The 25,963-nt window shown below is 54.2% G+C and carries 25 protein-coding genes and 1 tRNA gene; 11 read left to right on the top strand and 15 right to left on the bottom strand.

Annotation, left to right across the window (positions count from 1 at the left end):
* Nucleotides 1-49 precede the first annotated feature (49 nt).
* From DA915_RS00810 to DA915_RS00825, 4 genes are all read right to left on the bottom strand, one after another.
* Nucleotides 50-1,633, bottom strand: coding sequence for a type II and III secretion system protein family protein (locus tag DA915_RS00810; protein WP_107674843.1), 1,584 nt, complete (start codon nucleotides 1,631-1,633; stop codon nucleotides 50-52).
* Complete coding sequence (cpaB, locus tag DA915_RS00815; RefSeq protein WP_003507404.1) at nucleotides 1,630-2,436, bottom strand: Flp pilus assembly protein CpaB; 807 nt, start codon at nucleotides 2,434-2,436, stop codon at nucleotides 1,630-1,632. Before cpaB ends, DA915_RS00810 begins: the two co-directional genes overlap by 4 nt.
* Before the next feature lie 126 nt (nucleotides 2,437-2,562).
* Entirely contained in the window at nucleotides 2,563-3,075 is a 513-nt protein-coding gene (locus DA915_RS00820; protein ID WP_107674845.1) for a prepilin peptidase, read from the bottom strand.
* Nucleotides 3,076-3,197: 122 nt separating this feature from the next.
* Entirely contained in the window at nucleotides 3,198-3,383 is a 186-nt protein-coding gene (locus tag DA915_RS00825) for a Flp family type IVb pilin (RefSeq protein ID WP_003507406.1), read from the bottom strand.
* 413 nt (nucleotides 3,384-3,796) lie between these two features.
* Between DA915_RS00825 and DA915_RS00835 the strand changes: the two genes are divergently transcribed.
* The 3 genes from DA915_RS00835 (at nucleotide 3,797) to DA915_RS00845 (ending at nucleotide 9,833) form a co-directional block, all read left to right on the top strand.
* On the top strand, nucleotides 3,797-4,207 hold the full coding sequence (locus tag DA915_RS00835) for a pilus assembly protein N-terminal domain-containing protein (protein ID WP_020812471.1): 411 nt from the start codon (nucleotides 3,797-3,799) through the stop codon (nucleotides 4,205-4,207).
* 1,866 nt (nucleotides 4,208-6,073) lie between these two features.
* Nucleotides 6,074-8,224, top strand: a complete 2,151-nt coding sequence (locus DA915_RS00840; protein WP_153064508.1) for a hypothetical protein — start codon at nucleotides 6,074-6,076, stop codon at nucleotides 8,222-8,224.
* A 460-nt stretch (nucleotides 8,225-8,684) separates the two neighbouring features.
* Nucleotides 8,685-9,833, top strand: a complete 1,149-nt coding sequence (locus tag DA915_RS00845; protein ID WP_107674849.1) for an HNH endonuclease signature motif containing protein — start codon at nucleotides 8,685-8,687, stop codon at nucleotides 9,831-9,833.
* A 160-nt stretch (nucleotides 9,834-9,993) separates the two neighbouring features.
* Here the strand turns inward: DA915_RS00845 and DA915_RS00850 are convergent, their stop codons facing one another.
* Entirely contained in the window at nucleotides 9,994-10,920 is a 927-nt protein-coding gene (locus DA915_RS00850; RefSeq protein ID WP_192886373.1) for a DUF2971 domain-containing protein, read from the bottom strand.
* Nucleotides 10,921-11,147: 227 nt separating this feature from the next.
* Here DA915_RS00850 and DA915_RS00855 point away from each other — a divergent pair, with 227 nt between their 5' ends.
* Nucleotides 11,148-11,693, top strand: coding sequence for a recombinase family protein (locus tag DA915_RS00855; protein ID WP_107675121.1), 546 nt, complete (start codon nucleotides 11,148-11,150; stop codon nucleotides 11,691-11,693).
* A 59-nt stretch (nucleotides 11,694-11,752) separates the two neighbouring features.
* Here the strand turns inward: DA915_RS00855 and DA915_RS00860 are convergent, their stop codons facing one another.
* The 7 genes from DA915_RS00860 to DA915_RS00895 form a co-directional block, all read right to left on the bottom strand.
* Nucleotides 11,753-12,124 (bottom strand): hypothetical protein, encoded by a 372-nt coding sequence (locus DA915_RS00860; RefSeq protein WP_107674854.1) that lies wholly within the window; start codon nucleotides 12,122-12,124, stop codon nucleotides 11,753-11,755.
* Nucleotides 12,124-12,666, bottom strand: coding sequence for a hypothetical protein (locus DA915_RS00865; protein WP_107674856.1), 543 nt, complete (start codon nucleotides 12,664-12,666; stop codon nucleotides 12,124-12,126). The genes DA915_RS00860 and DA915_RS00865 overlap by 1 nt, the downstream gene beginning before the upstream one ends.
* A 562-nt stretch (nucleotides 12,667-13,228) precedes the next feature.
* Nucleotides 13,229-14,212, bottom strand: coding sequence for a DarT ssDNA thymidine ADP-ribosyltransferase family protein (locus DA915_RS00875; RefSeq protein WP_107674860.1), 984 nt, complete (start codon nucleotides 14,210-14,212; stop codon nucleotides 13,229-13,231).
* Nucleotides 14,203-15,111 (bottom strand): macro domain-containing protein, encoded by a 909-nt coding sequence (locus DA915_RS00880; RefSeq protein ID WP_107674862.1) that lies wholly within the window; start codon nucleotides 15,109-15,111, stop codon nucleotides 14,203-14,205. The genes DA915_RS00875 and DA915_RS00880 overlap by 10 nt, the downstream gene beginning before the upstream one ends.
* Before the next feature lie 333 nt (nucleotides 15,112-15,444).
* Entirely contained in the window at nucleotides 15,445-17,151 is a 1,707-nt protein-coding gene (locus tag DA915_RS00885; protein WP_107674864.1) for a tyrosine-type recombinase/integrase, read from the bottom strand.
* Between the two features lie 86 nt (nucleotides 17,152-17,237).
* Nucleotides 17,238-17,324: transfer RNA gene (locus DA915_RS00890), tRNA-Leu, on the bottom strand.
* Nucleotides 17,325-17,443: 119 nt separating this feature from the next.
* Complete coding sequence (locus tag DA915_RS00895; RefSeq protein ID WP_107674866.1) at nucleotides 17,444-17,749, bottom strand: SelT/SelW/SelH family protein; 306 nt, start codon at nucleotides 17,747-17,749, stop codon at nucleotides 17,444-17,446.
* Between the two features lie 145 nt (nucleotides 17,750-17,894).
* Here DA915_RS00895 and DA915_RS00900 point away from each other — a divergent pair, with 145 nt between their 5' ends.
* The 4 genes from DA915_RS00900 (at nucleotide 17,895) to DA915_RS00915 (ending at nucleotide 20,745) form a co-directional block, all read left to right on the top strand.
* Complete coding sequence (locus tag DA915_RS00900) at nucleotides 17,895-18,344, top strand: DoxX family protein (RefSeq protein WP_003524478.1); 450 nt, start codon at nucleotides 17,895-17,897, stop codon at nucleotides 18,342-18,344.
* A gap of 137 nt (nucleotides 18,345-18,481) precedes the next feature.
* A complete protein-coding gene (locus tag DA915_RS00905; RefSeq protein ID WP_192886374.1) occupies nucleotides 18,482-19,207 on the top strand; it encodes a type 1 glutamine amidotransferase in 726 nt (241 codons plus the stop codon).
* Between the two features lie 58 nt (nucleotides 19,208-19,265).
* Entirely contained in the window at nucleotides 19,266-19,454 is a 189-nt protein-coding gene (locus DA915_RS00910) for a YegP family protein (protein WP_003507411.1), read from the top strand.
* 178 nt (nucleotides 19,455-19,632) lie between these two features.
* Nucleotides 19,633-20,745: a GH25 family lysozyme gene (locus tag DA915_RS00915; RefSeq protein ID WP_107674868.1), complete on the top strand. Its 1,113-nt coding sequence runs from the start codon at nucleotides 19,633-19,635 to the stop codon at nucleotides 20,743-20,745.
* Between the two features lie 3 nt (nucleotides 20,746-20,748).
* Here the strand turns inward: DA915_RS00915 and DA915_RS00920 are convergent, their stop codons facing one another.
* The gene (locus tag DA915_RS00920; RefSeq protein ID WP_107674870.1) at nucleotides 20,749-21,624 is read right to left on the bottom strand and encodes a DMT family transporter; all 876 of its coding nucleotides are present in this window, start codon (nucleotides 21,622-21,624) and stop codon (nucleotides 20,749-20,751) included.
* 116 nt (nucleotides 21,625-21,740) lie between these two features.
* On the opposite strand from DA915_RS00920, the gene DA915_RS00925 reads away from it, so the two are divergent.
* Together DA915_RS00925 and DA915_RS00930 are read left to right on the top strand one after the other, a co-directional pair.
* Nucleotides 21,741-23,126 carry a PLP-dependent aminotransferase family protein gene (locus DA915_RS00925; protein WP_107674872.1) on the top strand — a complete coding sequence of 462 codons (1,386 nt, stop codon included), beginning with the start codon at nucleotides 21,741-21,743 and terminating at the stop codon, nucleotides 23,124-23,126.
* Nucleotides 23,127-23,225: 99 nt separating this feature from the next.
* Entirely contained in the window at nucleotides 23,226-23,543 is a 318-nt protein-coding gene (locus DA915_RS00930) for a hypothetical protein (RefSeq protein WP_003507415.1), read from the top strand.
* Between the two features lie 76 nt (nucleotides 23,544-23,619).
* Here the strand turns inward: DA915_RS00930 and DA915_RS00935 are convergent, their stop codons facing one another.
* Nucleotides 23,620-24,078, bottom strand: coding sequence for an Rrf2 family transcriptional regulator (locus DA915_RS00935; protein ID WP_003507420.1), 459 nt, complete (start codon nucleotides 24,076-24,078; stop codon nucleotides 23,620-23,622).
* Nucleotides 24,079-24,231: 153 nt separating this feature from the next.
* Here DA915_RS00935 and DA915_RS00940 point away from each other — a divergent pair, with 153 nt between their 5' ends.
* On the top strand, nucleotides 24,232-25,125 hold the full coding sequence (locus DA915_RS00940; RefSeq protein WP_107674874.1) for an NAD(P)/FAD-dependent oxidoreductase: 894 nt from the start codon (nucleotides 24,232-24,234) through the stop codon (nucleotides 25,123-25,125).
* On the opposite strand, the gene DA915_RS00945 is transcribed toward DA915_RS00940, so the two are convergent.
* Nucleotides 25,122-25,898 carry an AraC family transcriptional regulator gene (locus DA915_RS00945; RefSeq protein ID WP_192886375.1) on the bottom strand — a complete coding sequence of 259 codons (777 nt, stop codon included), beginning with the start codon at nucleotides 25,896-25,898 and terminating at the stop codon, nucleotides 25,122-25,124. The genes DA915_RS00940 and DA915_RS00945 overlap by 4 nt on opposite strands.
* Nucleotides 25,899-25,963: the final 65 nt, after the last annotated feature.

Below are 25,963 nucleotides of genomic sequence, written 5' to 3' on the forward strand. Positions count from 1 at the left end.
CCTGCCCTGACCGGGCTTACTGTGAAGAGGGGATTTTGTGTGCGTGTCGTCATTTGTAGATGAACCCCACTGACCCCTGATAGGGCGCCGCCTGAACCTGGTCCTTGCGGCCATAGACCTTGTTGACGCGGTTCATGAAATACATGGCGGCATCGTTTTCCGGGTTGAAGTTGTCATCCGGCCGGGCGATCTGGTTGCGGGCCACGGGCCGAACCAGATAAGGCGTTGCGATGATGACCAGCTCCGTTTCGTTGCGCAGGAAGTCCTTGCTGCGGAAAAGCGTGCCGAAAATCGGGATCTTTGACATGCCCGGAAGCCCGGACATGGCCTGACGGATATTGTCCTGAACGAGCCCTGCGATCACGATCGAGCCACCAGAAGGAAGCTCGACCGTTGTGGATGTTTCTCGCTTGCGGACAGACATGTAGGTTGAGCCCGGAATGCCCCGACCGTAATTTCCGGTTACGACATTGCCTTCATAGGTCGGCTCGGACACATTCGTCTCGATCTTGAGACTTATCCTGCCGGGTGAAAGCACCACTGGCCTGAAGTTCAACGTGATACCGTAGTCGACTGTTTCCGTTTCGCGTTTGACGGTCGCGACGCCTGTTTCCTTATCGAGCGAAACATCCTGTTCGGCAGCAATTCGAAAATCTCCGCCGACATAAAATTTAGCCTGCTCGCCGGAGATCGCCGTCAGGCTCGGTTCCGCCAATGTCCGCATCACCCCTGCCTGTTCCATGGCATTGAGGTAGGAGGCAAATCTCAGTGAGCCGGAGCCTATAGCTCCGCTGGCTATGCGCGTCGCGCCGTCGATTGCGTTTCCGAGATTGGAAGGATTTGAGAACTCGAAACCGTTGTTGCTTGTCGAACTGCTGATGGAACCGTTGAAGCCCAGCTGCTTCAGCACCTGCCTGCTGACTTCGGCGACGGTCACCTTCAGTGTCACCTGATCCTCGCCCTCGATCGTCAGCATGTTGACGATCTGCGATAATTGGCGGTTTTCGGCAAAAATCGCGGCGTCACCCCCGTTGTCGCCGCCCGTCAGCGAGATATTGCGGGTGGTGGCTTCACCACCTTTCAAAAAGGCTTCGGCAAGCTGCACTGCACGCGCGGAATCCTGCGGCGTGCGCACAGATCCGGTGAGAACGATGTTGTCGGAGACGATCTCGACTTTGATGTCGGATTCAGGAATGAAGCGACGAATATTGTCTTCAAGACCAACGATATCCCGCTCTACTTCCAGATCGAGGCTGACAATTTCACGTCCACCATCGCCGAAAATAAAGATATTTGTCTGTCCTACCGTTTTTCCGAAGAGATAGATCCGTCTGGACGTGCGCGTTACCGCATCGGCAAGGCTGGGATCGGCGACAAGAATGTCGTGCGCGTCCTCGGGCAGGTCGATGACCAGCGCCTTGTTGAGACCAAGCTTCAGGCGCTTGCGAATGCCTGATCCGCTCTCAGTAATGCGCACAATGCTCGCGCTTTGCGCCTCGGCTTCGCCGATACCCAAAAATTCGGATGAACGCTGGCCGGGAATGCCGGAAAAAGCCACGCAGAACGCAAGCCCGCCGAGCATCGACGAACGCAGGTGTTGTTTGAAACGCCTTGCCATGAACCCCTTGATCATTGTGATGCTCCTTGACCGCCCTTGACGATCGAGCCGGATTTGATCACCTGAATTTCGGGCTGCCCGGCGCCGCCATTGAGAAGATAATCAGCCGAAAGCGTGTCGTTTTCCTGCGCATCGGCAACCGAGCGCAGAGCCAGCGTGAGACGATCCGCCATCTGTTGCGCCACGGTCATAATCTTGGCTTGGTCCGGCGTCAGTTCCAGTGTCGCGGTTGCGCCAACCACTGCCGACGTACCGTCTTCGCCTTCCTTGATCTGCTGGTCGATGGCCAGAACACGAACGTTATTCAAAACATTCTCGGTCAAAAAGTTACCGTTGTCGCCTTTGCGGACCATGATCACGTCAACACGGTCATTCGGCAGCACGAAACCGCCTGCCCCGGTTGAAACCGAAATCTCTGTCGAAACAGCGCGTTTGCCGGCGGGTAAAAGCGAGGACATGATGCGAGCGCTGGAATCGACGACTTTTTCCGGTCGGATCGGCTCGCCCTCGAATAACGGGAGCCGTACGACGGCACCGGAAAGTTCGATGATTGCGTTCGGGCTTTTCGTTTCCGTTATGAAACTATCGACGACGTTGCCCTGTGGCCAGGGAGTCCAGCGCACTGAACTATCATTCAGGCGACTGCCGACCGGCAGGTTGACCGAGGAAACGAGAACGTTGACCGTCGGTTCTTTCTGGATGATCGTTTCTGCTTTTTCGATAACCTGCTTTGTGCCGGAAATTTTCATGGCGACAAGACCGGCAAGACCGGCGGCTACCAAAGCAACGGATAGAATGACGATACGCGACGGTTTCATGCTCGATCCTTGAAGGAATCAGATTCTTCTCCCCTCAGGATGACGCGCTATTGGTATAATTATGGTTAATATTATGCGTGGATTTGTGGTTAACAGGCCTTTAATTTCGGCAATTACAGTATTCGCTCAGGAAAGACTGGCGATGGCAGCTTCTACGATCGGTGCGTTGCCATAGGTCAAAAAACCGGCGATGGCGATGCCGATCCCGTAGGGAATTTTTTTTGCTGCGAGCAAGGAATCGGGGATGGGAATGCCGCTGGCCATGATTTCCTGCGAGCGCGACCGCAAGAGCAGAATGCCGAGAGTCAACAGGCCGCCAACGAAGGTCACCGAAAGTAAAAATTCTATGAGGGACAGGTTGAAGCCATACCATACTGCTGCGGCAGTCAATAGCTTGGCATCTCCTCCACCCATAACATTGGCTGCAAAGAGTGCGAAGCAGGCAAAAAACACGGCGGCGGCAGCTGCAAGGCTCATTGCAAAAGTCTGCCAGTCCATACCGGAAAAAGGCGCGATCAAAATGAATGACAGCAGCAAAATGAGCGATATCCGGTTGGGTATCGTCATGCTCAAGAGGTCTGTGAATGCCGCGAAGGCAAGGCAGAGCGGAAGCGTCAGAAAAATGGCGGCTATAACCACGAGGGAGACTCCCTTTTACTCGGCCAATTCCAGGTGGATTGAAGACGAATCCGGGTATTCAGTATAATACGAAAATGCCGCTCACGGTTGAGCGGCATTCCCAATTCAGCGGTCGAAAACTATTAGAACGTCGTGTTTCGGGCCGTCTGCATCGTCGTACCGATGCCGTCAAAGAGTGCGTCGAGCTGCGTACCGACCATGCTTGCACCGCCTACGATTGCCACTGAAAGCAGAGCAGCGATCAGGCCGTATTCGATTGCAGTAGCACCGGATTCATCCTTGAGGAAACGAGCGAAAATCTTGGTCATAGGGTCTCTCCTAACTTGTGTTGGTTCAGCACGCCGACAACTGTTCTCCGTTGTTCGGTTGCGTTCAAACTACAGCCGAGCGATTTCCAAGCGCTTAAAAAAAACGATTAACTCAAAGTAAACGGCAGGATGAGTTTCTCTTGGTAAATAAAACCAAAAAGTATTGCCTGCATTTTTATATTTGCGGATAAACAAATATATTCAACTGCTGGCAGTTTGTCTTTTCCGACCAAGTTTCCTTGGGAAGAGGTGCAGATGTTCAGTTTTGAGGCGGGGCGGAGAGGCGCGGCAATATCAATACATTACGCATGGTTACCATCCGCCTCGCGGATTTCTGCCATTTAACGCTTCATTCACTAAAACCGCGCATTCTGCGGAGCAATAAGTGCGGGTAGTGAGCAAGGACCAAACGCGTGTCATCCGGAAAACTGGCGAAAATTGTGGTCGGCTTGTCCGTCTTTCTATCAGGTTCGCTGCAGCCCGCTTTTGCTGAAGATGACATATTGCGTGTTTCGATGAATCACGCCCGTGTCCTTCGTCTCGACCGCGCCGTCAGCAAGGTTATTGTCGGCAACTCCAAGGTCGCCGATGCCACAGTTGCCGATGCCACCACGATTGTTCTGACGGGTCGCAGTTTCGGCACGACCAATCTCGTGCTTCTGGATGCCGACGGCAATCCAATCGTGGATGAACGCATTCTCGTCTCTATCGATGAGGGTAATACGGTGCGAGTTTTCCGCCAGACGGAGCGGACCGTTCTGTCCTGTACGCCGAACTGCGAACAGCATTCGCAAAATAGTGGCGACAAAGACGCTCAGCCGTAACGAGACAGGTCACATAAGAGTCTGTGCTGTGAATAGAGGCTTCCGAAGAGGACGAAGGCCGCTTGTCCCTGAGTGCCTGCAGCTTTTCTGGGAGTAGCTAAAAGTGAAAAAAGCAACACGCTTCCCGGCGTTTGCCGGTCGGCTATATGTTGCTGTTTTTTCGGCTAAGTTCTTGATCTGGCTAAGATCAAAAATGGAATGGTGCCCAGAAGAGGACGGGTCTCACTCTCGATAGTGATATTGATTTTATTGAGTTTTTCCTAATTTTTGAATTGCAGTGTGTATCAGTTATGTGTATCACGTCAACTCAGCAGCGCAGTGCGCTGGTTCACGTGTAGGGGTACATACTTATGACTATTGAAGTGGGTGACGTCGCAGTTCTTGAGGTGGGCCATGGCGGCATTTATGTTCGGTTTGGGAGAAATGAAATTTGTTGGAATAAAAGCCTTGGACTGACGATATCGTATTACTCATTAAAAACCCGCACATATAAATCAGGTGTCTTTCGAATGGGCTTAGTTCGCGACTGACTAGCGCTGCTTATTCGCTGATTACAAATCTAAGAAACGAAAGGCCACGCTGATTTGAGCTGTGGCCTTTATCATATCCTCTGTTGAAGGGAGCGAAGCGGCTCAAAGAGGGGGAGAGTCTAGCGCTGTGTCTCAACTTCGTTTGAAGGCTCTTTCGAGGGTGTGGCATCGACGCGCACAGGCAGTGAACGTTTCCCAGCTTTTGCTTGACGTAGGGCGAATCGCTCCCTTACGGCGAGACCATGACCAAAAAGAGAACAAACCTTCGCTCAGCGCTTCGGTGGGTAATGTCCGTGGGACGCAATCCATAGAATGCCTTCAAAACGCATCCAGAATGGCCGTGAGAGGCGCATGGACCACTCAATACGAAAACATGTGCGTATTTCACCGTGCGCCTCAGTGATCGTTTATGACGATTCTAGCGGGTATCTTTGAAATGTCGCTTGTAAGCAGGTGCCGTTAAAGGTATTTAAGAAAATGCAAGCAAATGCCCGCCTTCGGCTTCACCCACAACGGTGACGTTTAGGAGAGCTTCGGTGAAGTCATCACCGTGGAGGCGGCAAGCCTATCTTGTCCTGTAAAGGAAAGGAGAGGGCCATGCGAGTTGCTTGCCCTTTATACCGTCCAGTTTCAGTCATTGACTACTGGCGGTTCCGACTGGGGCAGTGGGAACATGTAATTTCACACTGCCGACGCTGGCCGCGCACCACCGCGAACAACGCCTGAAACCCAGCGGATATCCCGAGACTTGCCCCGCTTAGGCGGGGCTTTTTCGTTCTGATATTCAAATCAGAATGCAAAATTAATAACGGGTAGAGCGAATCTTGACAAGAGCAAATCGAGTCAACCCCTTGACGTCAATTATCCACCGCAAAAAATCATGTAAATTTGGTTTGAAATCCAGCGACTTAAAAATCGGTCGGTGCGTCGATATTTTTAGTCAATAGAGCCAGCTGTGGACATCGGGGAAAGTCTTCAAGAAAATTCGCAAGATATATCCGTGAGCAGAAAAGGGAGGCGCTGAACGGATTGCGCATTCGCTCCTCCTAAAAATGCTCCGAACGGGGTGCGATTGCGTCTCTGTCTAGCTCATTCGTGGGATAAGCGTCGTCAGTCGCTTTAATCTTGGTCCAGCCTTGCCCTTCATTGTTGCAAACATTTGCATCGATTAACGACTTTTCCCTAGGAATTGCACAGGCCAACTTGCGCGCAGCCGCCCGCAGGTAGCGCTGGAAATGGCTATTGGCCTAGAAGCGGCGGCTTTCAGCGATTTGCGCAATAAGAGTTCCCCACTGGAATATTCATTCGAAAATCCGAACTCGCAAGGCTCAAATAAATGGCAGATCGTCTTCAAGGTGTGAACATTGCACCTTCAGCAAACGCAGTAGCACGACCTATGGTCCGCGCAGAACAAGTGGTAGAGCGCTCAGGGATCGGAGATTTTCTCTCCGGTCTCGGCAAGCTGAACCCTACCCTTCAGCAATTCGCTAACACTCTACAAGCTGAAGAAAATGACCCGCAGGGCCGTCAGGACGAAGCTGCGCGTATCCAGTTCCAAACGATGGGTAAATCGGCTGGTGACATTGCGTCAATTGACACACGTGGCATGAACGAACGCGAGACGCGGGCGTTAGGATTTCGGCAAGGCACGGCTTACGCCAACGAAGTGCAGCTAAAGATTCAACAGGAGATTGCCAACGCGCCTCCCGGCTCGGTCAATGTGGACCAGCTGTACGACAAGTACCAGCAGGAAGCGAATAAGCAGTTCGCTGGAAACACCACAGCTATGCGCGGCTGGGCGGAAACCATGGATCCATTTCTAGGAAACATGAAGCAGGGCGTATTCAAGGACGGCGTCAAGGAGCAACTGACACAGAGAGCATCGACCGTACAAGCGGTGTTCTCGTCTGAATGGGCGAAGGTGTCGGCATCTAGTCCCGGCGATCCTCAAGCTGGTCTCGCGGCTATCACCAAGATGGCTAAAGAGAACGAACAGTTCCTCGGCATGTCACTTCAGGAGCAAGGCGACGTCCTGAAGAACCTTCTGACGCAAGCGTCAATGTCTGGCGATCCGACGCAGGTTCAAGCTCTCGGCGAGTTCGATGTAAGCGGCCAGAAGCTGAAGAACATAATGGGTCCGGTGTTTGAAAATCTGAGTATTCAGGCCGCGAACCGCTCCGAAGACAATCGTCAAAAGCGGATGCAACCGCTCATTTCTGATTGGCAGTTCACTGCTGAAGTGGGCGCGCTTGATATGGTAACGATGCACCAAATGGACAAAGAGATGAAAGCCGGGAACATCACGCGCGCTGCGTACTCGCAAATCATCTCGAAGAACCATAACGCCCTAGAGAAGCAGCGCGCCGAACTTTACCAACAGCAGAAGCGATTGGCTGGCTCGAACTACATACAGCAAGTCGAACCTGACCTTATTCAGCAAGCGGCGGACGGCACCTTGCCCGCGCTTCAGTCTGAAGACACAGTGTTGCCGCAACCTGACGGAACGTTCGTCACTGTCACGTCGAAAGACAAAGTGGCGCGCGGTCTGGCTGGTGCAGTTGACCAGCGCTCTCGTTTCAAAGTCGAAGCCCTTGGCAAAGACGCAACACCTGAGCAACAGGCCGCTGCGAAGGCTGACGCTGAGATTGAGGTATATGCTGCCAACAGCCTTCTCCCTGAGGCGCAGAAGAAAAGCGCTCAGGCGCTGCTTCGCCGCTCGAACTTTGACATCGAAATCACGGATGCAGATCGCGCTGGCGTGGGCGACCTCATGCGCATCACTCGACACGCCGATGGGCTGATCGACGAAGTTGTACAGACCGGCAAGGACAAGGCTTTCGTCTACACCTTGACGTCTCTTGCTTCGATTGGACCGGTTGACGATGCCATTCGGCAAGCGCGTCAGGCCCGTGCGAACTACGACACGCGTACTCCGCTCGCCGGTAAAGTCCTCGACGAGACAGTCGATAAGGTTACGGAACTGCTGAAAGTTGATCAGGAAGGCTACGTCTTCGACACAAAGAGTACGTGGGGCAACGACGTCAGCGGTATGATCAAGAAGCAGGTCCGCGCATTGCAAGGCATCGAGCTTAGCGGTGATGCACTTGCAGAGACAGTTGCGCGTGTCATCAAGTCCAACGCTACGAAGTACAACGGCTTCATGGTCAACACGCAGGGTCTTCCTGTGAACAATCCTAGCCAGTTCAACGCAATGCTGGACGCCGTGACGGCGACGATCAAGGCCGACCCAAAGTACAAGGACATGGAGATTACTTATCTCCGCAATGGGCAGGACACATCGTTCGTCCCTATGGCCCTCTATAAGGGTATTCCTACGCCCATTCCCGGCCTCCGGTACACCTTCAAGCAAATCCAGCGGACGTACAACGAAGCTGTGAAAGCCGATCCTCAACGCAACTTCGATCAGAATATCAAGAAGTCAAACGACAAGAGAACCGCTCGCGAGATGCGACAGATGTCTCCATAAAGCAAAACGTCGCACCGCGATCCCTTTGGATCGGGATACGTAAGTCCCAACGGTGGGGCTGGCTCTAAGATCGCCCTGGCATTCCTTAATAGGATTGGCAGGGCAGTGGCTGCGTCTGAACCCCTACAGGTGCGGCCACTACTTCCTCTTTCCACGTCTTTCGCTTGCTTGGTAGCTCCCTGTTTTTCAATAAGAGTGACCCACTAGAACAGCGAGAGGTAAGCTATATGTATAGCCACATGCCTAGCTTAACGCGTGCTTGAAGGGCTTACGTAAGTCTGAGTTACTTGTCTCATTCATCATGAGATAAAATTATATAAGGCCGTAGCTTAGATAGCTGCCTCACCGTTGCAGGTACTGCGTCAGGCTTTTCCTCTTACAACTCCGCCGAAGCAATCCGCGCTGTGGTCTCCTTGACCGGCATAGGGCACCTCTTCGCGCTTTTCTCTTGGAAACTGATATGAACAAAGACCACCTCGACGTTGTGTCGAGCGAACGTTGGCGCGTGATCCCTAGCCTGTCTGCATTTGAAGCAAGCTCGCTTGGTCGCATTCGCTGCGCTACTGGCCATACGCTTATGGAAAGCTATGTCCATAAAACCGGCTATGTCTACATTATCCTGCCATTTACTGACGAGACTGGGAAGACAAGGCGTCACACACCGCGCCAAGTCCATAGGCTGGTGCTCGAAGCATTCCGTGGCCCATGCCCTCCAAATATGGAGGCGCTTCATCTTGACGACACACCCACGCATAACTCTATCGATAATCTTCACTGGAATACAAAGAAGGCGAACGGCATTGCTAGACGCCGGGCTGATCGCGTTGCTTTGCGTAATGCTCGACACGATCATAAACGTGGAATAGACCCCTCAAGGGTGTGCGAACTTTACCTCAACGGGTCTACCATCCGTGACGTTGGAAAGGTTTTAGGTTGTGGCGTTCGAACAGTTAAGCGCATCCTCAGAGACGCGGGTATCAGCGTTACGCGGCAAGGCACTGCGCGCTTCGACAATACGGAGATTCTTAGGCTTCATAGAGACGGTCTCGATGCCGTAGCAATCGCCACAAAGATCGGTTGTACGACTAACACCGTTCGCAGCGCGCTCCGCAATGCCGGGGTTTCAATCGCTCCACGATGGGAGCCTATAGACCGCGACGCGATCATGCAGCTTCATGCCGATGGCCACACAAACACCTCCATTAGCAAGGCAATAGGCTGTGCCCCTGACACAATAACGCGCATTCTCGACGACATGCGCAGAGAGGGGCTTATCGACAGCGTGAAGCGGGCTGCACGTCTGCCTGTTGACGGCGACAGAGTGCAAAAGCTTGCAGCCCATGGAATGACAAACAAAGAAATTGCGGCCAGCATGTCGGTGTCGGAGTCCAGCGTTTCGAAGTATCTGAGGGGGCGGAAGCCAGCTTTTCAGAAGCTCGTTATCGCGTTGCGTGATGAAGGCAAGACCCCGACAGACATTGCGCATGCGCTTGAATGCAGGCTTTCGAAGGTGCGATACGTTCTGCATAAAGCGGGATTTGTTACGGAGAAGTCGCAATCCCAAAAGGACCAGCCGGCATTCCACATACCATCGTTCCCCTCTCCGTGACCGACATTTCCCTTGATTGCATCGCGCACGTTATTCTTTCGTCGAATTTTTTTACGGATATTCCCCGGATGTTTTTATCGGCAAAAATGTCCGAGGTTATCCATAAATAAACCGCGTGAAATTCCCCCTATGCCCCGCTTCAATCGCTTGCAGCTGCTTACTAAAGCGGTGTGAGATCGAATGAATGTGTTGTGCGATTGGCGCGCGCTTTCAAAAGTTTGCAATGCGCGTACTTGTCTTGGGCAATTGCTTTGATTGCCGCAACGGTCGTGTCTGTCGCCCGGTGGCCAATTATGATTGATGCGACTGCTTCCGCAGGAAACGATTTCAGATGAATGGGGTCGGATACGCTCCCGACTGTCTTCTCGACTTGTTCGAAGCCACAGTAGACACGCCACTCTTTTTCGTATGCCCAATCTAATGTCTTCGACCCGAACGCTGCATGAGGGTCATCTAACGCCTCATCCAACTGCCCATCAACATACTTCACTTGCCTCAGAAGGCTTCTTTGTTTGTCTTTGTTATGCTGAAACCATGAATGGGCTGCATCAAATTCTAATACAAAGCCTGTATGGTTCACTGCATAGTGTGCCCACATCGGAGCGCTTGTATACGTCTCCGAAAGAGAAAAGCACAACAAAGACGATCCTAACTCATTTAAAAAATCTTCCGGCGTTTTAAATGCGTTCAATGTCTCGGTTAACGCCGGAAGTCGGGCTTTCATCTCATCTTTCATATATGCGGATAGGTCTTTTCCAAATTTCTTTTTGAACAGCACCTTAGCCATCACTGGCGGCAGACTACCCATGCCAATTTCACGGAGCTTTCGCGCAAGAGCTTTGTCCACATGAGCTTCAGTTGTCTTCTCCGTAACGAAGTCTTCCATTAGCTTAATGAAGCGCGGACCTGCAAACCGTCGAAAAGTTGCTCGAACTTCAAAGCTATCATTGGTATCGAGAAGCCGCATAAATCGTACAGTTTGATTTTCGAGAACATCGGTCACGCGATCTGGGGACAGATACTTGTACACGAGCGATGGCGGTGTCGGCTCTTCCCCGAACTTAACGATGTCGAACGGTTCACTCAATTTCAATGGTCCCGGCTTTGCGCTTGGCCTCATTATTCAGCTTGTCGGCTTTCAATCATAGGACGATCTACGCATTGTCCACACAAACACTGATCGCCTCTTATGGGTATACCACAGAGAGACGTTCGCGTGAGACAGTTTCTGTGTCTTGTATGGGTTGACTTCGCAATTATGAGACGATAGCTGTGATGGCTCTAAACCCTAACGAGACACTTGAGGCTATCATCATGACCACCTACGGCTATGCACGCGTATCTACGAATGAACAAGACTTGACCATTCAACGAGAAGCTTTGCTTAAAGCTGGCTGCGAACTTGTGCGAGAAGAGAAGCGAAGTGGCACCACTGTAGAAGGACGCGAAGAGCTAGACACGTTGATGTCGTTCATGCGCGCTGGCGACACGATCATGGTCACGCGTGTTGACCGGCTAGCGCGTTCCATTGGCGATCTTCAGGATATCGTTAGGAGGCTCAAAGCTAAGGGCGTTTCGCTCAAGGCAACGGAACAGCCTATCGACACGACGTCAGCAGCCGGGAAAGCTTTCCTCGATATGCTTGGTGTCTTTGCTGAGTTCGAGACGAACCTTCGAAAAGAGCGTCAAATGGAAGGGATTGCCAAAGCAAAAGCCGCTGGCGTGTACACGGGTCGTAAGCCTAGCATCGACGTTGATCAGGTTCATGCTATGCATAAACAAGGGCATGGAGCGACGGCCATCTCTAAGGCTTTAGGCATCGGCAGAGCCAGTGTGTATCGCGTGCTTTCCCAAGACTAGATTAGGTCGCCGCCGCAAGCGGAGCCTGATCCGCTGCGTGTCCAAGAGCATCTGTTTTTTTATGTTAGGAGACCCTTAAGGGCACCCTCCTTGTAAGCATAATTATCTTCGACCATGGCATAAAGATTTGAGATTGTTGTCAAGTCTGGAGCTTTCGCAATTCTCACATATGCCTTTGATGCCGTGAGTTTGTAGATCTCGAACTCAAATCTGTTGGCCCAATACCAGTCGTCAACATCGGTGTAGTGTCGATACCTTGAGGATTTAACGACATATCTCATACCGTTGAGGCTTGCGTCGTACGCCCGGTCGACTTCGGTCCAAGGATCAGCTTCGTATTCGGACGTCAGATCCCATACAACCTCCTGCTTCGACGAAAGTTCGATCAGCTTTGTGATCGCGTTCACCCAATCCTGATTGCTATACGCCATTACTTGGACTCCTGCTCGCGTAAGAACGCGGTAATTTCATCCGATATTTCGTTCAAAGCTCTAAACAAATCCCAGTAAACCGTTGCGTCGTTTCCAACCCGATCCCTATTGCCCGGGTAATTAATCCACTCAATGAAAAGTTTGTACTGGTTTGTAGTCGCATTAGTTTTTTTCGATAGCTTGTGGCCGTGTATCCTTTCAATTTCTCCCAGAGCTACTGGAATCTGAGAGGGAAAACGCTCCGCGCGTAGGTCTAAGGCGCGCTTGTTCGCGACCTTTGCCATGTCGGTAGTAATGTTGATGAGTTTGCTACGGATTTCAGGAAACCGTGTTTTGGCGAAGTACTTGCGCGACAACGCACCCACTCCGTAAGCTGCGTAGGCAGAAAAGAGGAAGCCCAGATAGCTCAGCGCTGTACCGGCTATTGTCCATGTGTCTGCTTTCGATATCGCCGTGTTTGGGAAGATGGGCCACTTAAATATCCACCCGCACATCAAAATAAGCAGCGGCAGCACACTCGCGGTTATTAATCCAATGCGCATAGATTTCCCTCTCGTCAGTCAACGCTCCTTAACAGTGAGAAAATTAACATATCTACAACATGAAGTTGAAAGAGCGGCGCGAAACTAGCTAGTCGAGCGCAAAGAAAGGGAGGATCAAAAGCGCATCAGACTTTGTTCTCAATGAAACCGCCGCCACAACTTCGACCGACAGATAGCGAAGCAATGAGGCCGTGTGAAGAGCGCGATGCAGAGTATCGGTTGGATGCGGCTCTCACTGGTTCGCTCAAGCCGGTGGAGCCGTCTGGAAGAACCGTAAGGCTGGCGACACGGGAGGTGCATCAAGGACCGTTACAAACTTTGAACATAGACGTTCTGCTGAGCATGAGGCTGGCATGGAGATTGAAGACAATGCAGGTGATTCACCAGCAGCGTAGACGACTGAAACTCTGCCTGATGGTACTGCCGCTCCGTAATAAGCAGATCTTGTGCCACCCCTTGCTAGAGAAGTAAAAGAAGGCAAGTCGCTCGGTTATGGGCCAGATTGAATAACAACGCGGAGAGGCGGCATCTAAACGTCGCCGCAACAAAGACAGATTTCGGCCTAAAGTAGAGTGTCGTTCAACTCTAAATCGCTGTTATAAGCCAGATGTCCTTCCAGATAGATGGTAAGGTGATAAATGCCCGGGTTCAACGAGCAGGCATGCATCCATTGCAGATGACCGGGAGGGCGTGGAGCGAAATCGTTGTGGAAAAAGTGCGCGACCGACGAGCCATTTTGTGCAGATAGACGCAGGTCAATTGTGACGTTTTTCGAATCCGTTCGGGGGTTGAGTTTGAAGATTATTCCTTCTCTGCTTAGCCGAACGGCGTCTACGAATGTGTACTCCCTCTGGAACACCTTTAAGTCATCGGACACCTGTATGCGATGCGCCCAGTCCGAAGCTACGTCTCCTAGAAGGTAGAGGAGCGTTTCGCGTTCAGCTACCGAGCGGCAATAAATCCATTGCAGTGTTTCGCTTAGAGGAAGAGGAGAGGCTGCGAGAACCTCAGCGCACCGATGCTGGATTATTGATGTGTCGCCGGATGTGTACCCTACGTGGAAAACTTTATCGAAGGGAATCGTGGCAAAATAGGCTTCTTCCTCGCTACATGCGACACCCGGGATTTGCATATTGCGGTCGCTAAAATGTGTTCCCGCGCGCGTCAATATCTTTTCTGCGTCTAGCACGAACATTACCAAAAATGGCGCGTGGGAATTGTCTCCATATTTGCTTTCACCGGGCTTTCTGATGCCCTCTATTCGGTACTGTGTTGGTGTACACGGTCGAAAGTATGTTCTGACGTAATCATGGGCCTCGAGATTATTATCTATTACGCCGGGGGCCGCTACATCTACCGGGCGGGAGTTCGAAGCATCATTCCTGGAGCAAAGGATACCAGAGCGAATTATCGGCACAGCGTTCTGTAAAGGGCTGTGATGAAAAAGGTAACGTGGCCAATGCTTTCTGTGGGGGTAGTAGGGTTGCGAAAGCTTTTCCTGCCATAAGGAAATGTGGGACTTCGCGAATCCAGAACTCAGTGCCATGACAACTCTGCTTGAGCATTAGCCGCGGGAACAACTACGCTTCCGCGACTGGTAGGGACCAACTCAAGTGCCACCTCTGGCTCTTCTCGATGCTGATACAAAATCTCGATTGGACGGACTTGAGGAAGCACACTCACTAAAGATAGAAGGGCGCTTCCACTACCATCATTCAGCCAACTAGCCTTCTCTTTGGTCAGAAGACCTTTCAAGAGGGTCATCCAGACCGTGCGGAGATCGTCTCTCTCAAAGGTCCAGCAAGATTTTGATGTTTCGAGTTGTAAGGTTTCATCAACCATTCGTGCCGATATTTGCTGCCCTGTATTAATGTCGATAAGGTCAGCCCCAGAAATATCCACGGCTAAATCTAGATCGCACATGAAAGCGTCGAACGAGAGAGCAGGAGAGGTCTGCTGCTTTATCCTCTCGGCAACATGTTCCAAGTGTTCAGGTAGGCCAATGTCTTTTGCATAGTCATGGATGTAAGTGTCGAGCGACAGCGGGGAAAGGTATCGCTCCATCAAAGGACGGACCTCTTCCCAATCAAGACCGCCATTGCCGCACCCAAGGCGAGGAAACGAGATTTCCTTGATCCCCACCTCTTCGTACGTCGCAACGAACTTCTTCAGCCCAGCCTCAATCCACTCGATCTTAGATGGACCCTTCCAGTGCATCTTAGTGGGGAAATTCAGGGTCATATAATTCGAGCCATGCCACAGCCAAAGCTTACCCGGCGAAAGTAGTTTCTGGTCGCAGATTCGCTTGTAGGCTGCGAACATCTCCGGGTCGCGAGCTTTAAACTCCTTGGCGATGCCCTTGCCCATCACGCCAACGCAGTTGACAGTGTTGACCAAGGTTTGGGCAGGAGATGAAAATAAGTCTGTGCGCCGGTATACGAGCATATGTGACCTTTCCATTTTCGCGAGGTGCGGACAAAGAACAAAAGAGGAACATATGGATGTTTCTCCGAGTTTTCTAGTCCCATTTGCGTAGGGAGCTACGCGCTTTTCTGCCGATTCATTCTGTTACGCCGCCATTTGATTCTTCGAGTCAAGTCATTCCGACGCTTTATCACAGCTTTGTGCAGATGCCTTGTGCGCGGCTGGACGATTAGGCGAATGCGAGGGATGAAAATGTCTGCCTCAAAAACTTAAACATCGTGCAAGCGATTTGAAGCGGGGGCCAGCCCGAACAAATTTCGAATAATTCGGATAGACGGTATTTCAGTTTGGAAATCAGCGGACGTCAAATCGCGGAAATGTCGCCATCGCATCGATCTTGGTTTTCAACGACACTGATCCATAGCTGCGTCCGACCGAAACCGGGGCATGTCCGCATATCGCATCTAAGACCTTCTCTTGAATGCCAGCCTCAAAGCCTTTGCTTTTGAACGTATGACGCCATCCGTGATTGGGCGCGACGTTGCGGTCTTTCACATACTCACGCGCAAACTCCGCAAGTCTGTTCTTTTTGCTTTGCCATACGCCTCTGAAGGTGGCGTCGCCTTTGATCGTCATGAACAAGTAGCCGCCCTTTGACGATTTCACGAATTTCATAAAGCCCATCTCAACAAGATGTGGATGGAGCGGCACATCGCGGTACTGGTTGTTTTTAACAGTGCCAGCTTCAGGTGTAACCTTGATGATCCACGACCCTGATTCCTGTCTGAAATCTTCCTTACGCAGCTGAATGAGCTCGCCTAGTCTCGATCCTGAATAAGCACAAAGCCAAGGCACCCAACGCTTGGCCAAACGCGTTTCCAAAGAGCGCGCTGGCTCTGGACCTAGATCGACCGAATTAGCTCCCCTTAGAATAGAGCGCGCTTCGTCATCGGTGAAATCGCGTTCTCTGACTTTGATCTTCTTGCCAAGTTTCACGGTGACGCCTGACGCTGGATTAGAGGACAGCTTGAGGTTAGCAACAGCCCAATCGAAAACGCTCTTGAAAGCCGTCAGGTCGCTCCCCTTGACGGTCTTGGGCGACACGGGCTTCTTTGTCTTCTCATTGGTCGTTGTCAGTCTGTGGTCTTTGTATCGTATGATGTCCTCTTGTGTGACACGCGCTGCATCGTCGTGCCCTAGGAAATTAGAGAGAAGTCGGAAGCTGTTTGAATAGCTTTCAAACGTGCTTTCAGATTTGCCTAATGCCTGTGCTTCTTTCCACCAATCATCGACGAGACCAGTCAACGATACAGCGTCAGGAAGCGTACCACGAGCAGCTTGTCGCTCTCGTTTCGCTAGACCTATCGCGGGGTTTTCCGCTGACCATTTGGGGTAAGCATTTTCCATACCGTTATCGGCGTAGTTGCCTTGCGCATTCGCGGCAAGAGCCTCCATCACGTTATGAATGACTGCCGGAAGACCGTCGATAAATGCCCTGAAGCTGGTCTCGCTGAGGTGCGCGGCTTTGCTGGACAAAAAGCCATACACGTCGATTATAGGTCGAAGCGCGGCGATTGCCCGTTTCCGAGCTTCATCGGTTTGAATGGAAATGTCTTCTTCAGCTTTTCGAACGAATTCGTCCCACACCTCAAACTCTGACCACACGACCCGCCCATCCTGTTTAAGAATCGAGGGAGGGGTTTCGCGATGCTCTGCTACTAGCTGGCGGTAGGCGTCACCTAGAAGCGCCATAAGCTGAATGTGAGTGAGGTCTTGTGGCCCGCGCCGCGCAGCATCGAAAAACATTTCAACGCTTCTCAGTGCTGCCGCGTGGCGTACAGTTGCAAGACGCTTTTCAGACGTTCGAAGAGAGAAGATCACCTCAGCGGAAATGGTGACGGAAACTTTGAACGTATCGCTGTCGGGTTCGATTGATTCGGGAAGATCGACAGTAAGCGATTGCCCACGCAATATAGGGAGCAAGTCAGTAGGCACTCGCTGTCTGAATTGCTTGTTCTTCGTTCCGAGACGTTCAGCAGGGCGTGCCATCATCATTACCATTGTGTGGCGCTCCCGTGTATCAGTTGGGAGCGATCAACCCTTTGAAATGCTAAAAGAATAACAATTTCAAAGGGGATCAAATGGAATGGTGCCCAGAAGAGGACTCGAACCTCCACACCCTTGCGAGTACCAGCACCTGAAGCTGGCGCGTCTACCAATTCCGCCATCTGGGCGACGGAGAGCGATGTACGAGGGCAGCCGCCCGGTGTCAACAGACTTTTTGAACTTTTATGACGACCATTGATTTTAAAGGGAAAAAACTTGGTTGTGGCTGTTGAAACATGTCGCCGGGTCAGGTGTCGAGCCCTTCATGCTTCGTTCCGTCCACATGACCGAGGTCACGCTCCGGGTCGATGATGTCACGGATTCTCTGTTTGAGTTCTTTTGGGCCGGGAAAACCGCCATCGCGTTTGCGTTCCCATATGGTCGTGCCGTCAACGGAGATCTCGAACAGACCGCCGGTCGAGGGGATGAGGCTGACTTCGCCGATATCGGAAGCGAAGGTCTGCAGGATTTCCTGCGCCATCCAGCCGGCCCGAAGCAGCCAGTTGCACTGCGTGCAATAGCGGATGGTTATGCGGGGTTTGGTCTTGGTCATCCTCAGGTCTCCTTCATCGCCCGGCGACAATAATGTTCACGATAATGTCAACTATAATACTCATGTTTTTACCGGGCGCATGCTTGTTCTTATCATGCGGCTTTGCGAACAGAGAAGCTGTCGAAGGCTGAAACGTGGAGATCCTATGGCCCAGTTCGAGAATAATCGTCAGCGTCTTTTCGTTCCGGCGGTCGCACCGCTTTATAATGCGACGCATGATCTGGTAGAGACCATTCTTCGTGTCACGGCCGGGCTTCTTCTCGTCACCCATGGGTTCGGAAAGATCGTCAATCCTTTTGGTGCTGTCGGCATGGTGGAAAGCCTCGGCTTTTACCCCGGCGTCTTCTGGTCACCGCTGCTTGCCGCCACGGAATTTTTCGGCGGAATTCTGGTCGCCATCGGCCTGTTCACGCGGCCGGCATCCTTCGCGGCCATGATCGTCCTTCTGGTAACGGTTTATTTTCACGGCATCGTAAAGGCGGAAGGTCTGGGCGGGGCGGAAAAGTCGATCCTTTGGGCGGCGATTTTCCTGTTCTTCGCCGTTCGCGGCGGCAACCGGCATTCGGCAGACGCCAAGCTTGCGCGTGAATTCTAGGGCGTATCGCGTCAGATTATCCGCTATTGTCACAATGATGATGTAGCGGCTCTTGAGAATCGATTTTTCTCGTGGTGAAGCTGGATTCGATCGGCATTTCTTGCCGATTGAATCCTTTGTCGTCGCCACGAGGTTTTATGCGCGTTGCAATCATAGAAAACATGGCGGGTACGCCGCATGGGCACCTCGGCGTCGCGCTGAAAGAAGCGGCGGCGGAAGTCCATATCATCCGCGCCTATGCGGGTGAGCCTCTCCCCAAGGATGCGGCCGATCATGATGCGCTTGTCGTTCTGGGCGGCGAACAGAACGCGCTCGATGATGCGCTTTATCCCTATCTTCCCGATCTTGCCCTTCTCATGAAAGCCTTTGGCGATGCGGGCAAGGCAGTCATGGGCGTCTGCCTTGGCAGCCAGTTGCTGGCGCGCGCCTATGGCGGAGAGAACATTCTCTCCGGCCCGCCGGAGTTCGGCTGGGAAGAGGTGTCCCTGACGGAAGAGGGCGTGTCCGATCCGCTATTGGCTGGGCTGGAAAAGACATTCCCCATTTTTCAGTGGCATTGCGATACATTTACGCTTCCGCCGGACGCCACGCGACTTGCGACCAATGGCGCGACGCGAAACCAGGCCTTTCGCATCGGCCGGGCGGTTTATGGCACACAATTCCATTTCGAAGCCTCCGCTGCCGTGGTTGACGGCTGGTGTCAGACGTTCCCCACTTCCGTCGAAAGAATGTCGCCGGGATGGCTGGAGAATTATCACGACCATCGCAGCTTGCGCGCAGAAATGGCCGATGCAGCCGGGCTGGAAATTGCCCGAGCTTGGGTACGCCTCATCCAGAGTGGCGATTTTCCGTTGCGAAAGTGATCGAGGCCGAACAAAGTTGCAGCGGACGGACTGTCGTGCGCAAGGAGGCGCAGAGATCATGTACAAATTCGAAATCTATCAGGACAAGGCCGGCGAATATCGTTTCCGCTTCAAGGCTTCCAACGGCGAAACGATGTTCTCCTCGGAAGGATACCAGGCGAAGGCATCGGCTATTCATGCGATCGAATCGATAAAGAGAAATTCTCCCGGTGCGGACACTGTCGATCTGACCGCCATGACGGCCTGAGCCGCGGCGCCGCGCGAGAACTCGAAGCGTTTCGCCTGCCAGAAATGATGGGCGCATCGGCAGGTGCCGACGTAAAGATAAGATTCAGTCTTTTTTGATAATCTTCCGTTAGCATTTGTATTTCGAGGTCTCCGGGCGGCATCAGAGTGCCCCCGATTTGTTTTGCGTACGGGTTCTCATGCGTTCATCGGCTATGCCAGCACTTCTCTTCGGTTGCCTCCTGCTTGGAGGCTGCACGTCCAGTTCCGGGCCGGAAAGCCTGATGGCCGGCTTGCCTTCGAAGGAAACGACGAGTTCGGTCACGCCATCCGCGCCGGTGCCTCAGGCAGGCGTCGGCACCCAGGCCATCGCCGCCCAGCCGCGGCAGCAAGTTCTTGCATGGGGCGGGCCGGTGCCTGACGAGCCCAAGGCCTTTTCCGCCGTCACCCCCAAGGCGTCCTTAACGCAGGATGCGCCTGAAATCCGTTTGCCGGTTCCGCCACAGGCGGCCGGAATGGTGCGGCCGGCGGAGCGCCCCACGATCAACCAGATGGAGCGTCCGGTGCAATTGGCCATGGCGGCGGCTCCGGCGGCAAGCGCCGGTGCTCAGATCCGCTCGCGCATTTTCCGCTCCAGCTTCAGTGATGCCAAGCCCATCAATTTCGGCCGGGTCCAGCCCCGTCATTTCCAGGTCCACGGGGTGGATGTATCCCGCTGGCAGGCCAATATAAACTGGCCGCAGCTGCGCACGCGCGGCGCCAATTTCGCCTTCATCAAGGCGACGGATGGTGGTGATCATCTTGATCCGATGTTCCGCACCAACTGGCAGCGCGCAAAGGAAGCCGGCATTCGCCGTGGCGCGTACCATTTCTTCTACTGGTGCCGCAACGCCAGCGAACAGGCGGACTGGTTCATTCGTAATGTACCGCGTGATCCGGACGCGCTGCCGCCCGTCATCGACGTGGAATACAACGGCGAATCGAGCTGCAAGATGCGCCATTCCCGCGAACGCGTGCTGGAAAAGATGCGCGTCTTCATGGACAAGCTTGAGCGCCATTACGGCCAGCGGCCGATCATTTATACGGCGCCCGATTTTTACAAGGATAACCTCCAGGGCGAATTCCAGGATTATCCCTTCTGGCTACGCGCCGTCGCCCAGCATCCGTCGGTGGTTTATCCCGGTCGCAAGTGGCTGTTCTGGCAATATTCCGGTTCCGGCCTGTCGCATGGCGTCGATGGCCGTATCGATCTCAATGTCTTCAATGGCAGCGAAGACGCATGGCATCGCTGGGTGGATCGCCGCTCGAGCTGATGGTCAGCGCGCGAATTTTCGCGCGCCCGCAACACACAGCACCACAACCAGCGTCACGCCGATCATGGCCGGGCTCACCTCTTCGTGCAGCAGGGTGGAGGCAAGCGCGAGCCCGAAGAAGGGCTGAAGCAATTGCAGCTGCCCCACGGCGGCGATGCCGCCAAGCGCCAGTCCGCGATACCAGAAGATGAAGCCAATCAGCATGCTGAACAGGGAAACATAGGCAAGGCCAGCCCAGGCCTGCGGGTCTATGCCGGCAAGCGTTTCCGGTCCGCTGAAAAAGGCAAGCGGCAGCATCACCGGCAGGGAAAGAACCAGCGCCCAGGAAATGACCTGCCAGCCGCCCAGCTTGCGGGAAAGGGCAGCGCCCTCCGCATAGCCGAGCCCGCAGACGATGATTGCGCCGAGCATCAGAAGATCGCCGGCAAGCGAGGCCTCGATCCCGGCGGCAAACGAATTCGAGAGCGAAAAACCCGCAACAAGCGCACTGCCGAGACAGGAAAAGAGCCAGAAGACCGGGCGTGGGCGTTCTCCGCCGCGCAGCACCGCAAAGATCGCGGTTGCGAGCGGCAGCAGCCCCACGAAAACGATGGAATGCGCCGAGGTGACGTGCCGCAGAGCAAGCGCGGTCAATAGCGGGAAACCCACCACGACACCAAGCGAGACGATGAAAAGCGATGTCAGGTCATTGCGCGCCGGGCGTTTTTGCCTGAACAGAAACAGCAGCGCCAGCGCCAGCAGGCCGGCAATGCTGGCGCGGGCGACGGTGAGGAACACGGGATCGAAACCCGTTACCGCGATGCGCGTCGCGGGCAGCGAACCGCTGAATATTACCACGCCTGTCAGGCCGCTCAGCCAGCCGCTCGTCGTCTTGTCCATCGTCAACTCCTGCTTTTTGCCTTTCATGATCCCGAATGGCTGGTGGGAACAGCGACAATCATATACAATTTCAACAAACTGTTATGGTTTCATGAGCGGTACGGTTGGAGAGAATCATGGATGGACAGGTCGCTGTTGGCACGCGCATAGAAAAGGTGATGGCAAGCGTTCGGCAACGCATCGCCTCGCGCAGCCTCGTGCCGGGCGCGCGTCTTCCATCGGTGCGGGCTCTGGCGAAGACCATGCAGGTGTCCACCTCCACCATCGTCGAGGCCTACGACCGGCTTGTGGCGGAGGGTACAATAAGCTCGCGCCCCGGCTCCGGTTTTTTCGTTTCAGGTCCGCTTGCACCCCTCTCGCTCGCCGATATCGAGCCGCAGCTCGACAGGGCGGTGGATCCCTTGTGGGTTTCGCGGCAGGCGCTGGATGAAAGTTCCGTTCTCGCCAAACCCGGTTGCGGCTGGCTTCCCGTATCGTGGATGCCGCAAGAGGCATTGAGGCGAGCCATGCGCGGGCTTGCCCGCGCCGACGCCGCCCTGCTGACGGATTATGGCAGCCCGATGGGGCTGTTGCCGCTGCGCCAGCTTCTGTCGCGCCGGCTGGCCGAACACGGGGTGCAGGCGGGCGCCAGCCAGATCATGCTCACCGACTCCGGCACGCAGGCGATCGATCTTCTGTGCCGTTTCCTGCTGCAGCCGGGGGATACGGTTGTTGTCGATGACCCCTGTTATTTCAATTTCCACGCCCTCCTGCGGGCGCATCGGGTGAAGATCATCGGCGTACCCTATACGCCAACCGGACCGGACCTGGCGCTTTTCGAACAGGCGCTGAAAGACCATCAGCCCCGGCTTTATATCACCAATTCCGCAATCCATAATCCGACAGGTGCAAGGCTTTCCGCCGTTTCCGCCCATCGGCTGCTGATGCTGGCCGAACAGGTGGGTCTAACCATCATCGAGGATGATATATTTGCCGATTTCGAAACCCAGGCTGCGCCCCGGCTGGCGGCCTTCGATGGTCTGAACCGTGTCGTCCAGATAGGCAGTTTTTCAAAAACACTGTCGGCCTCCATACGGTGCGGTTTCATTGCAGCACCTGTCGCGTGGGTGGAAGCCTTGACCGATCTCAAGATCGCCACCGCTTTTGGCGGAACACATTTTTCGGCGGCGCTGATCCTCTCGCTTTTGACCGATGGCAGTTACCGCAAACATGTCGAGGCACTCAGGCAGCGTCTTGCGGCAGCGATGCCGGAGGTGGCGGCGCGTTTGAAATCGATCGGATGTGTGCCGTGGATCAAGCCGCAGGCGGGCATGTTTTTGTGGTGTCACCTGCCAGAGGGGAGCGATGCCGCCGATGTTGCGCGCCGGGCGCTTTCGCGGCAGGTGGTGCTAGCCCCCGGCAATGTGTTCAGCTCGTCGCAAAGTGCCTCCGGTTTCATGCGTTTCAATGTGTCGCAAATGGCAGATCCGCAGGTCATGACGGTGCTGGCGGAGGCACTTTAGCAAGGGCCCGAACCTCGTCGGTTGTAGGCGTTCTGGAAGGAATCGGAACAAAATCCCGTGAACGTCGTTTTCTCCGCAGAATGAAGAGGAGGAAATACCATGACATTCGATCCCAACAACCCGCGTCCGGACCGCGATCTTCGTCCGGAAGTGAATATCAGTAATGAACCGCGTGCCCGCACGTCGTCGTCCTGGGTGCCGTGGTTGGCGATCATCGTTGTCGTTCTGGTAGGCGTTTTCGCCTGGTCGCAGATGAGCGGCCCGACCACCGATCCGGCAACGACATCCTCCACCACGCCGCCTGCAGCAACGGATCAGGCACCGGCGCCGATGGCTCCGACCACTCCGGCAACACCGCCTGCGAACAATACCGCACCGGCAAGCCCGACTACCGGCGGCACGCAGACCCAGCCGTAATAGGCTTATTGATAGGATAAAACCGCCTGCCTCCGCGCAGGCGGTTTTTCCTTGCAAGAGTGACCGTCACCCGCCGTTAGAGCCTTTCCATCGCGGAAGGGTCGTTGGAAAGACGGGACCAGCGGCTAATGGACTCCTGTGCCAGTTGCGAGAGGGCAATGCTTCCGAAGCGCGACAGCAGAATGTTTTCCGCCTCTTTCATGGCGTCAAAAAGCGCCGTGTTGACGGCCTGTTCGATGACGCAGTTCGGATTGTCGCCTGCCAGCCCGATTGAAAACAGTTCCGGTGCGCCAAGCGCCCGGTAAATATCGAGCAGCGTGATTTCGCTGAGCGGCCGCGCCAGCACCCACCCGCCGCCATGGCCTTTTTCCGACGATACATAACCATGCTCGCGCAAGCCGGCCATGGTTCTGCGCACCACCACCGGATTGGTCTGAAGCATCGCCGCAATGCTCTCGGAGGTCGCGGCGCCCTCATGTTTTTCCATATGGATCAGAATATGCAGCACCCGTGAAAGGCGCGTGTCGTGTCTCATTGCCCAAACCCGTCTGTTTGCATCGACGCTATCACCTTCAAGATGACGTAACAATATAAGTTGCGTGACCATTGACTCCCAAAATCATGTAACAATATAAGTATCGTGAAATGAACGGGCACTTCCGCCTCCTCCTGAAACGATGGGTGCATCATGAAATTCGACGTCATCATTATCGGCGGTAGCTATGCCGGTCTCTCAGCCGCCCTGCAGCTTGGACGCGCCAGAAAAAACATTCTGGTGGTGGATGCCGGTGAATGGAGAAACCGTTTCGCCAACCATTCCCACGGTTTTCTCGGCCAGGACGGCAAGGCGCCAGGCGAGATTATCGCCGAGGCGCGCCGCCAGATCGAACGTTACCCGACCATAAAATGGGCCGAAGGCAGGGTGACCGATGCCGAAGGCTCCTTTGGTGATTTTGCAATCGAGATCGATGGCAACCGCCGTGAGACTGCGGATCGGCTGATCCTCGCCATTGGTGTCACCGATGAATTGCCTGGTATCGCCGGGCTGAAGGAGCGTTGGGGCTCTTCAGTCTTCCATTGCCCCTATTGCCATGGTTACGAGCTCAATCAGGAAAAGATTGGCGTTATCGCCGCTTCACCTTTGGCCATTCACCACGCATTGATGCTTCCGGACTGGGGTGAGACGACCTTTTTCACCAACGGCGTATTCGAGCCGGACGAGGACCAGTATTCGATGCTGACAGCGCGGGGCGTCCGGATGGAAACAACCGGCATCAGGGAAATTGCGGGGCATGCGGATGTCGTCCTGACAGATGGACGCAGCATTGCCTTGGCCGGCCTTTTCACCCAGCCGATATTGCGGATCACCGCCGATTGGATCGAAAAACTCGGCTGCGCGGTGGAGGAGGGACCGATGGGATCAACCATCGTCACAGACCCGATGAAACAGACTACCACACGCGGCATCTTCGCCTGCGGCGATGTGGCGAGACCCGCCGGCTCGGTCGCCCTTGCGGTGGGCGACGGCGCGATGGCGGGCGCTGCGGCTCACCGGTCGATCCTCTTTCCGGAAATGCTCTAGGGTGAGACGAGGTTCAGCCAGCGGCCCGGAGGCATGCCGAAGGCATTTTTGAAATGCCGGGTGAAATGCGCCTGATCCGCAAAACCGCAGGTAAAGGCCGTTTCGGCAAGACCCGTACCTGCGCGCATCATGTCCTTGCATTTCTGCAGCCGCCGCATGATGAGATAACGGTGCGGGCTCGTGCCGAACAGGCAACGAAAGTGCCGGAAAAGCGTGAAGCGGTCGAGCCCGCTTATCCGTTCCAGTTCTTCAGAACCGACGGTGTCGGCGCTATTCTCCAGCAGATAGTCCCGGCATCGCAAAACCGCGATGCGGTCAATCCGCTTGATGGTTCTGGTGCTTCCGTCTGAATGTTTCCAGAGCAGATCCGCCAGTCTCGATTGCCAGTCGGTGAGAAGTAGATTGTCCGGTTCGCCTTCGAGATTGCCGAGTGCCTCGATGAGGCATTGCCGGAATTCTTCGTCCTCGATGATGGCATTTCGGGCAAAGGGCAGCGCGCTATATCCCGCCTCCGTCGTTTTTTCCGGCGGGAGGTAGAGCATTCGATAGTGCAGGCCCTCGTCAGTGCCCGCGCCGCCATCGTGAACCTCGTCGGGATGCAGGACGATGACATTTCCCGGCATGCTGAAATGCGATGTGCCACGATAGGAAAAGGTCTGGACGCCGGAAAGCGTGACGCCAATCGCATAAGTATCATGGCGATGCGGGGCATAGGCATTGCCGTGAAAACGCGCGTCTATGCGTTCGATGCCCTCGCTGGAGGGCGCCTGCACGATCCCTTCGAATTTGCACGAACGTTCAAGATCGCCGCCGCCCCGAGGCGCTAGGGTCGCTTCTC

This window comes from Agrobacterium sp. LAD9, from assembly GCF_003031125.1.
In the GTDB taxonomy this organism is placed as follows: Bacteria; Pseudomonadota; Alphaproteobacteria; order Rhizobiales; family Rhizobiaceae; genus Agrobacterium; species Agrobacterium radiobacter.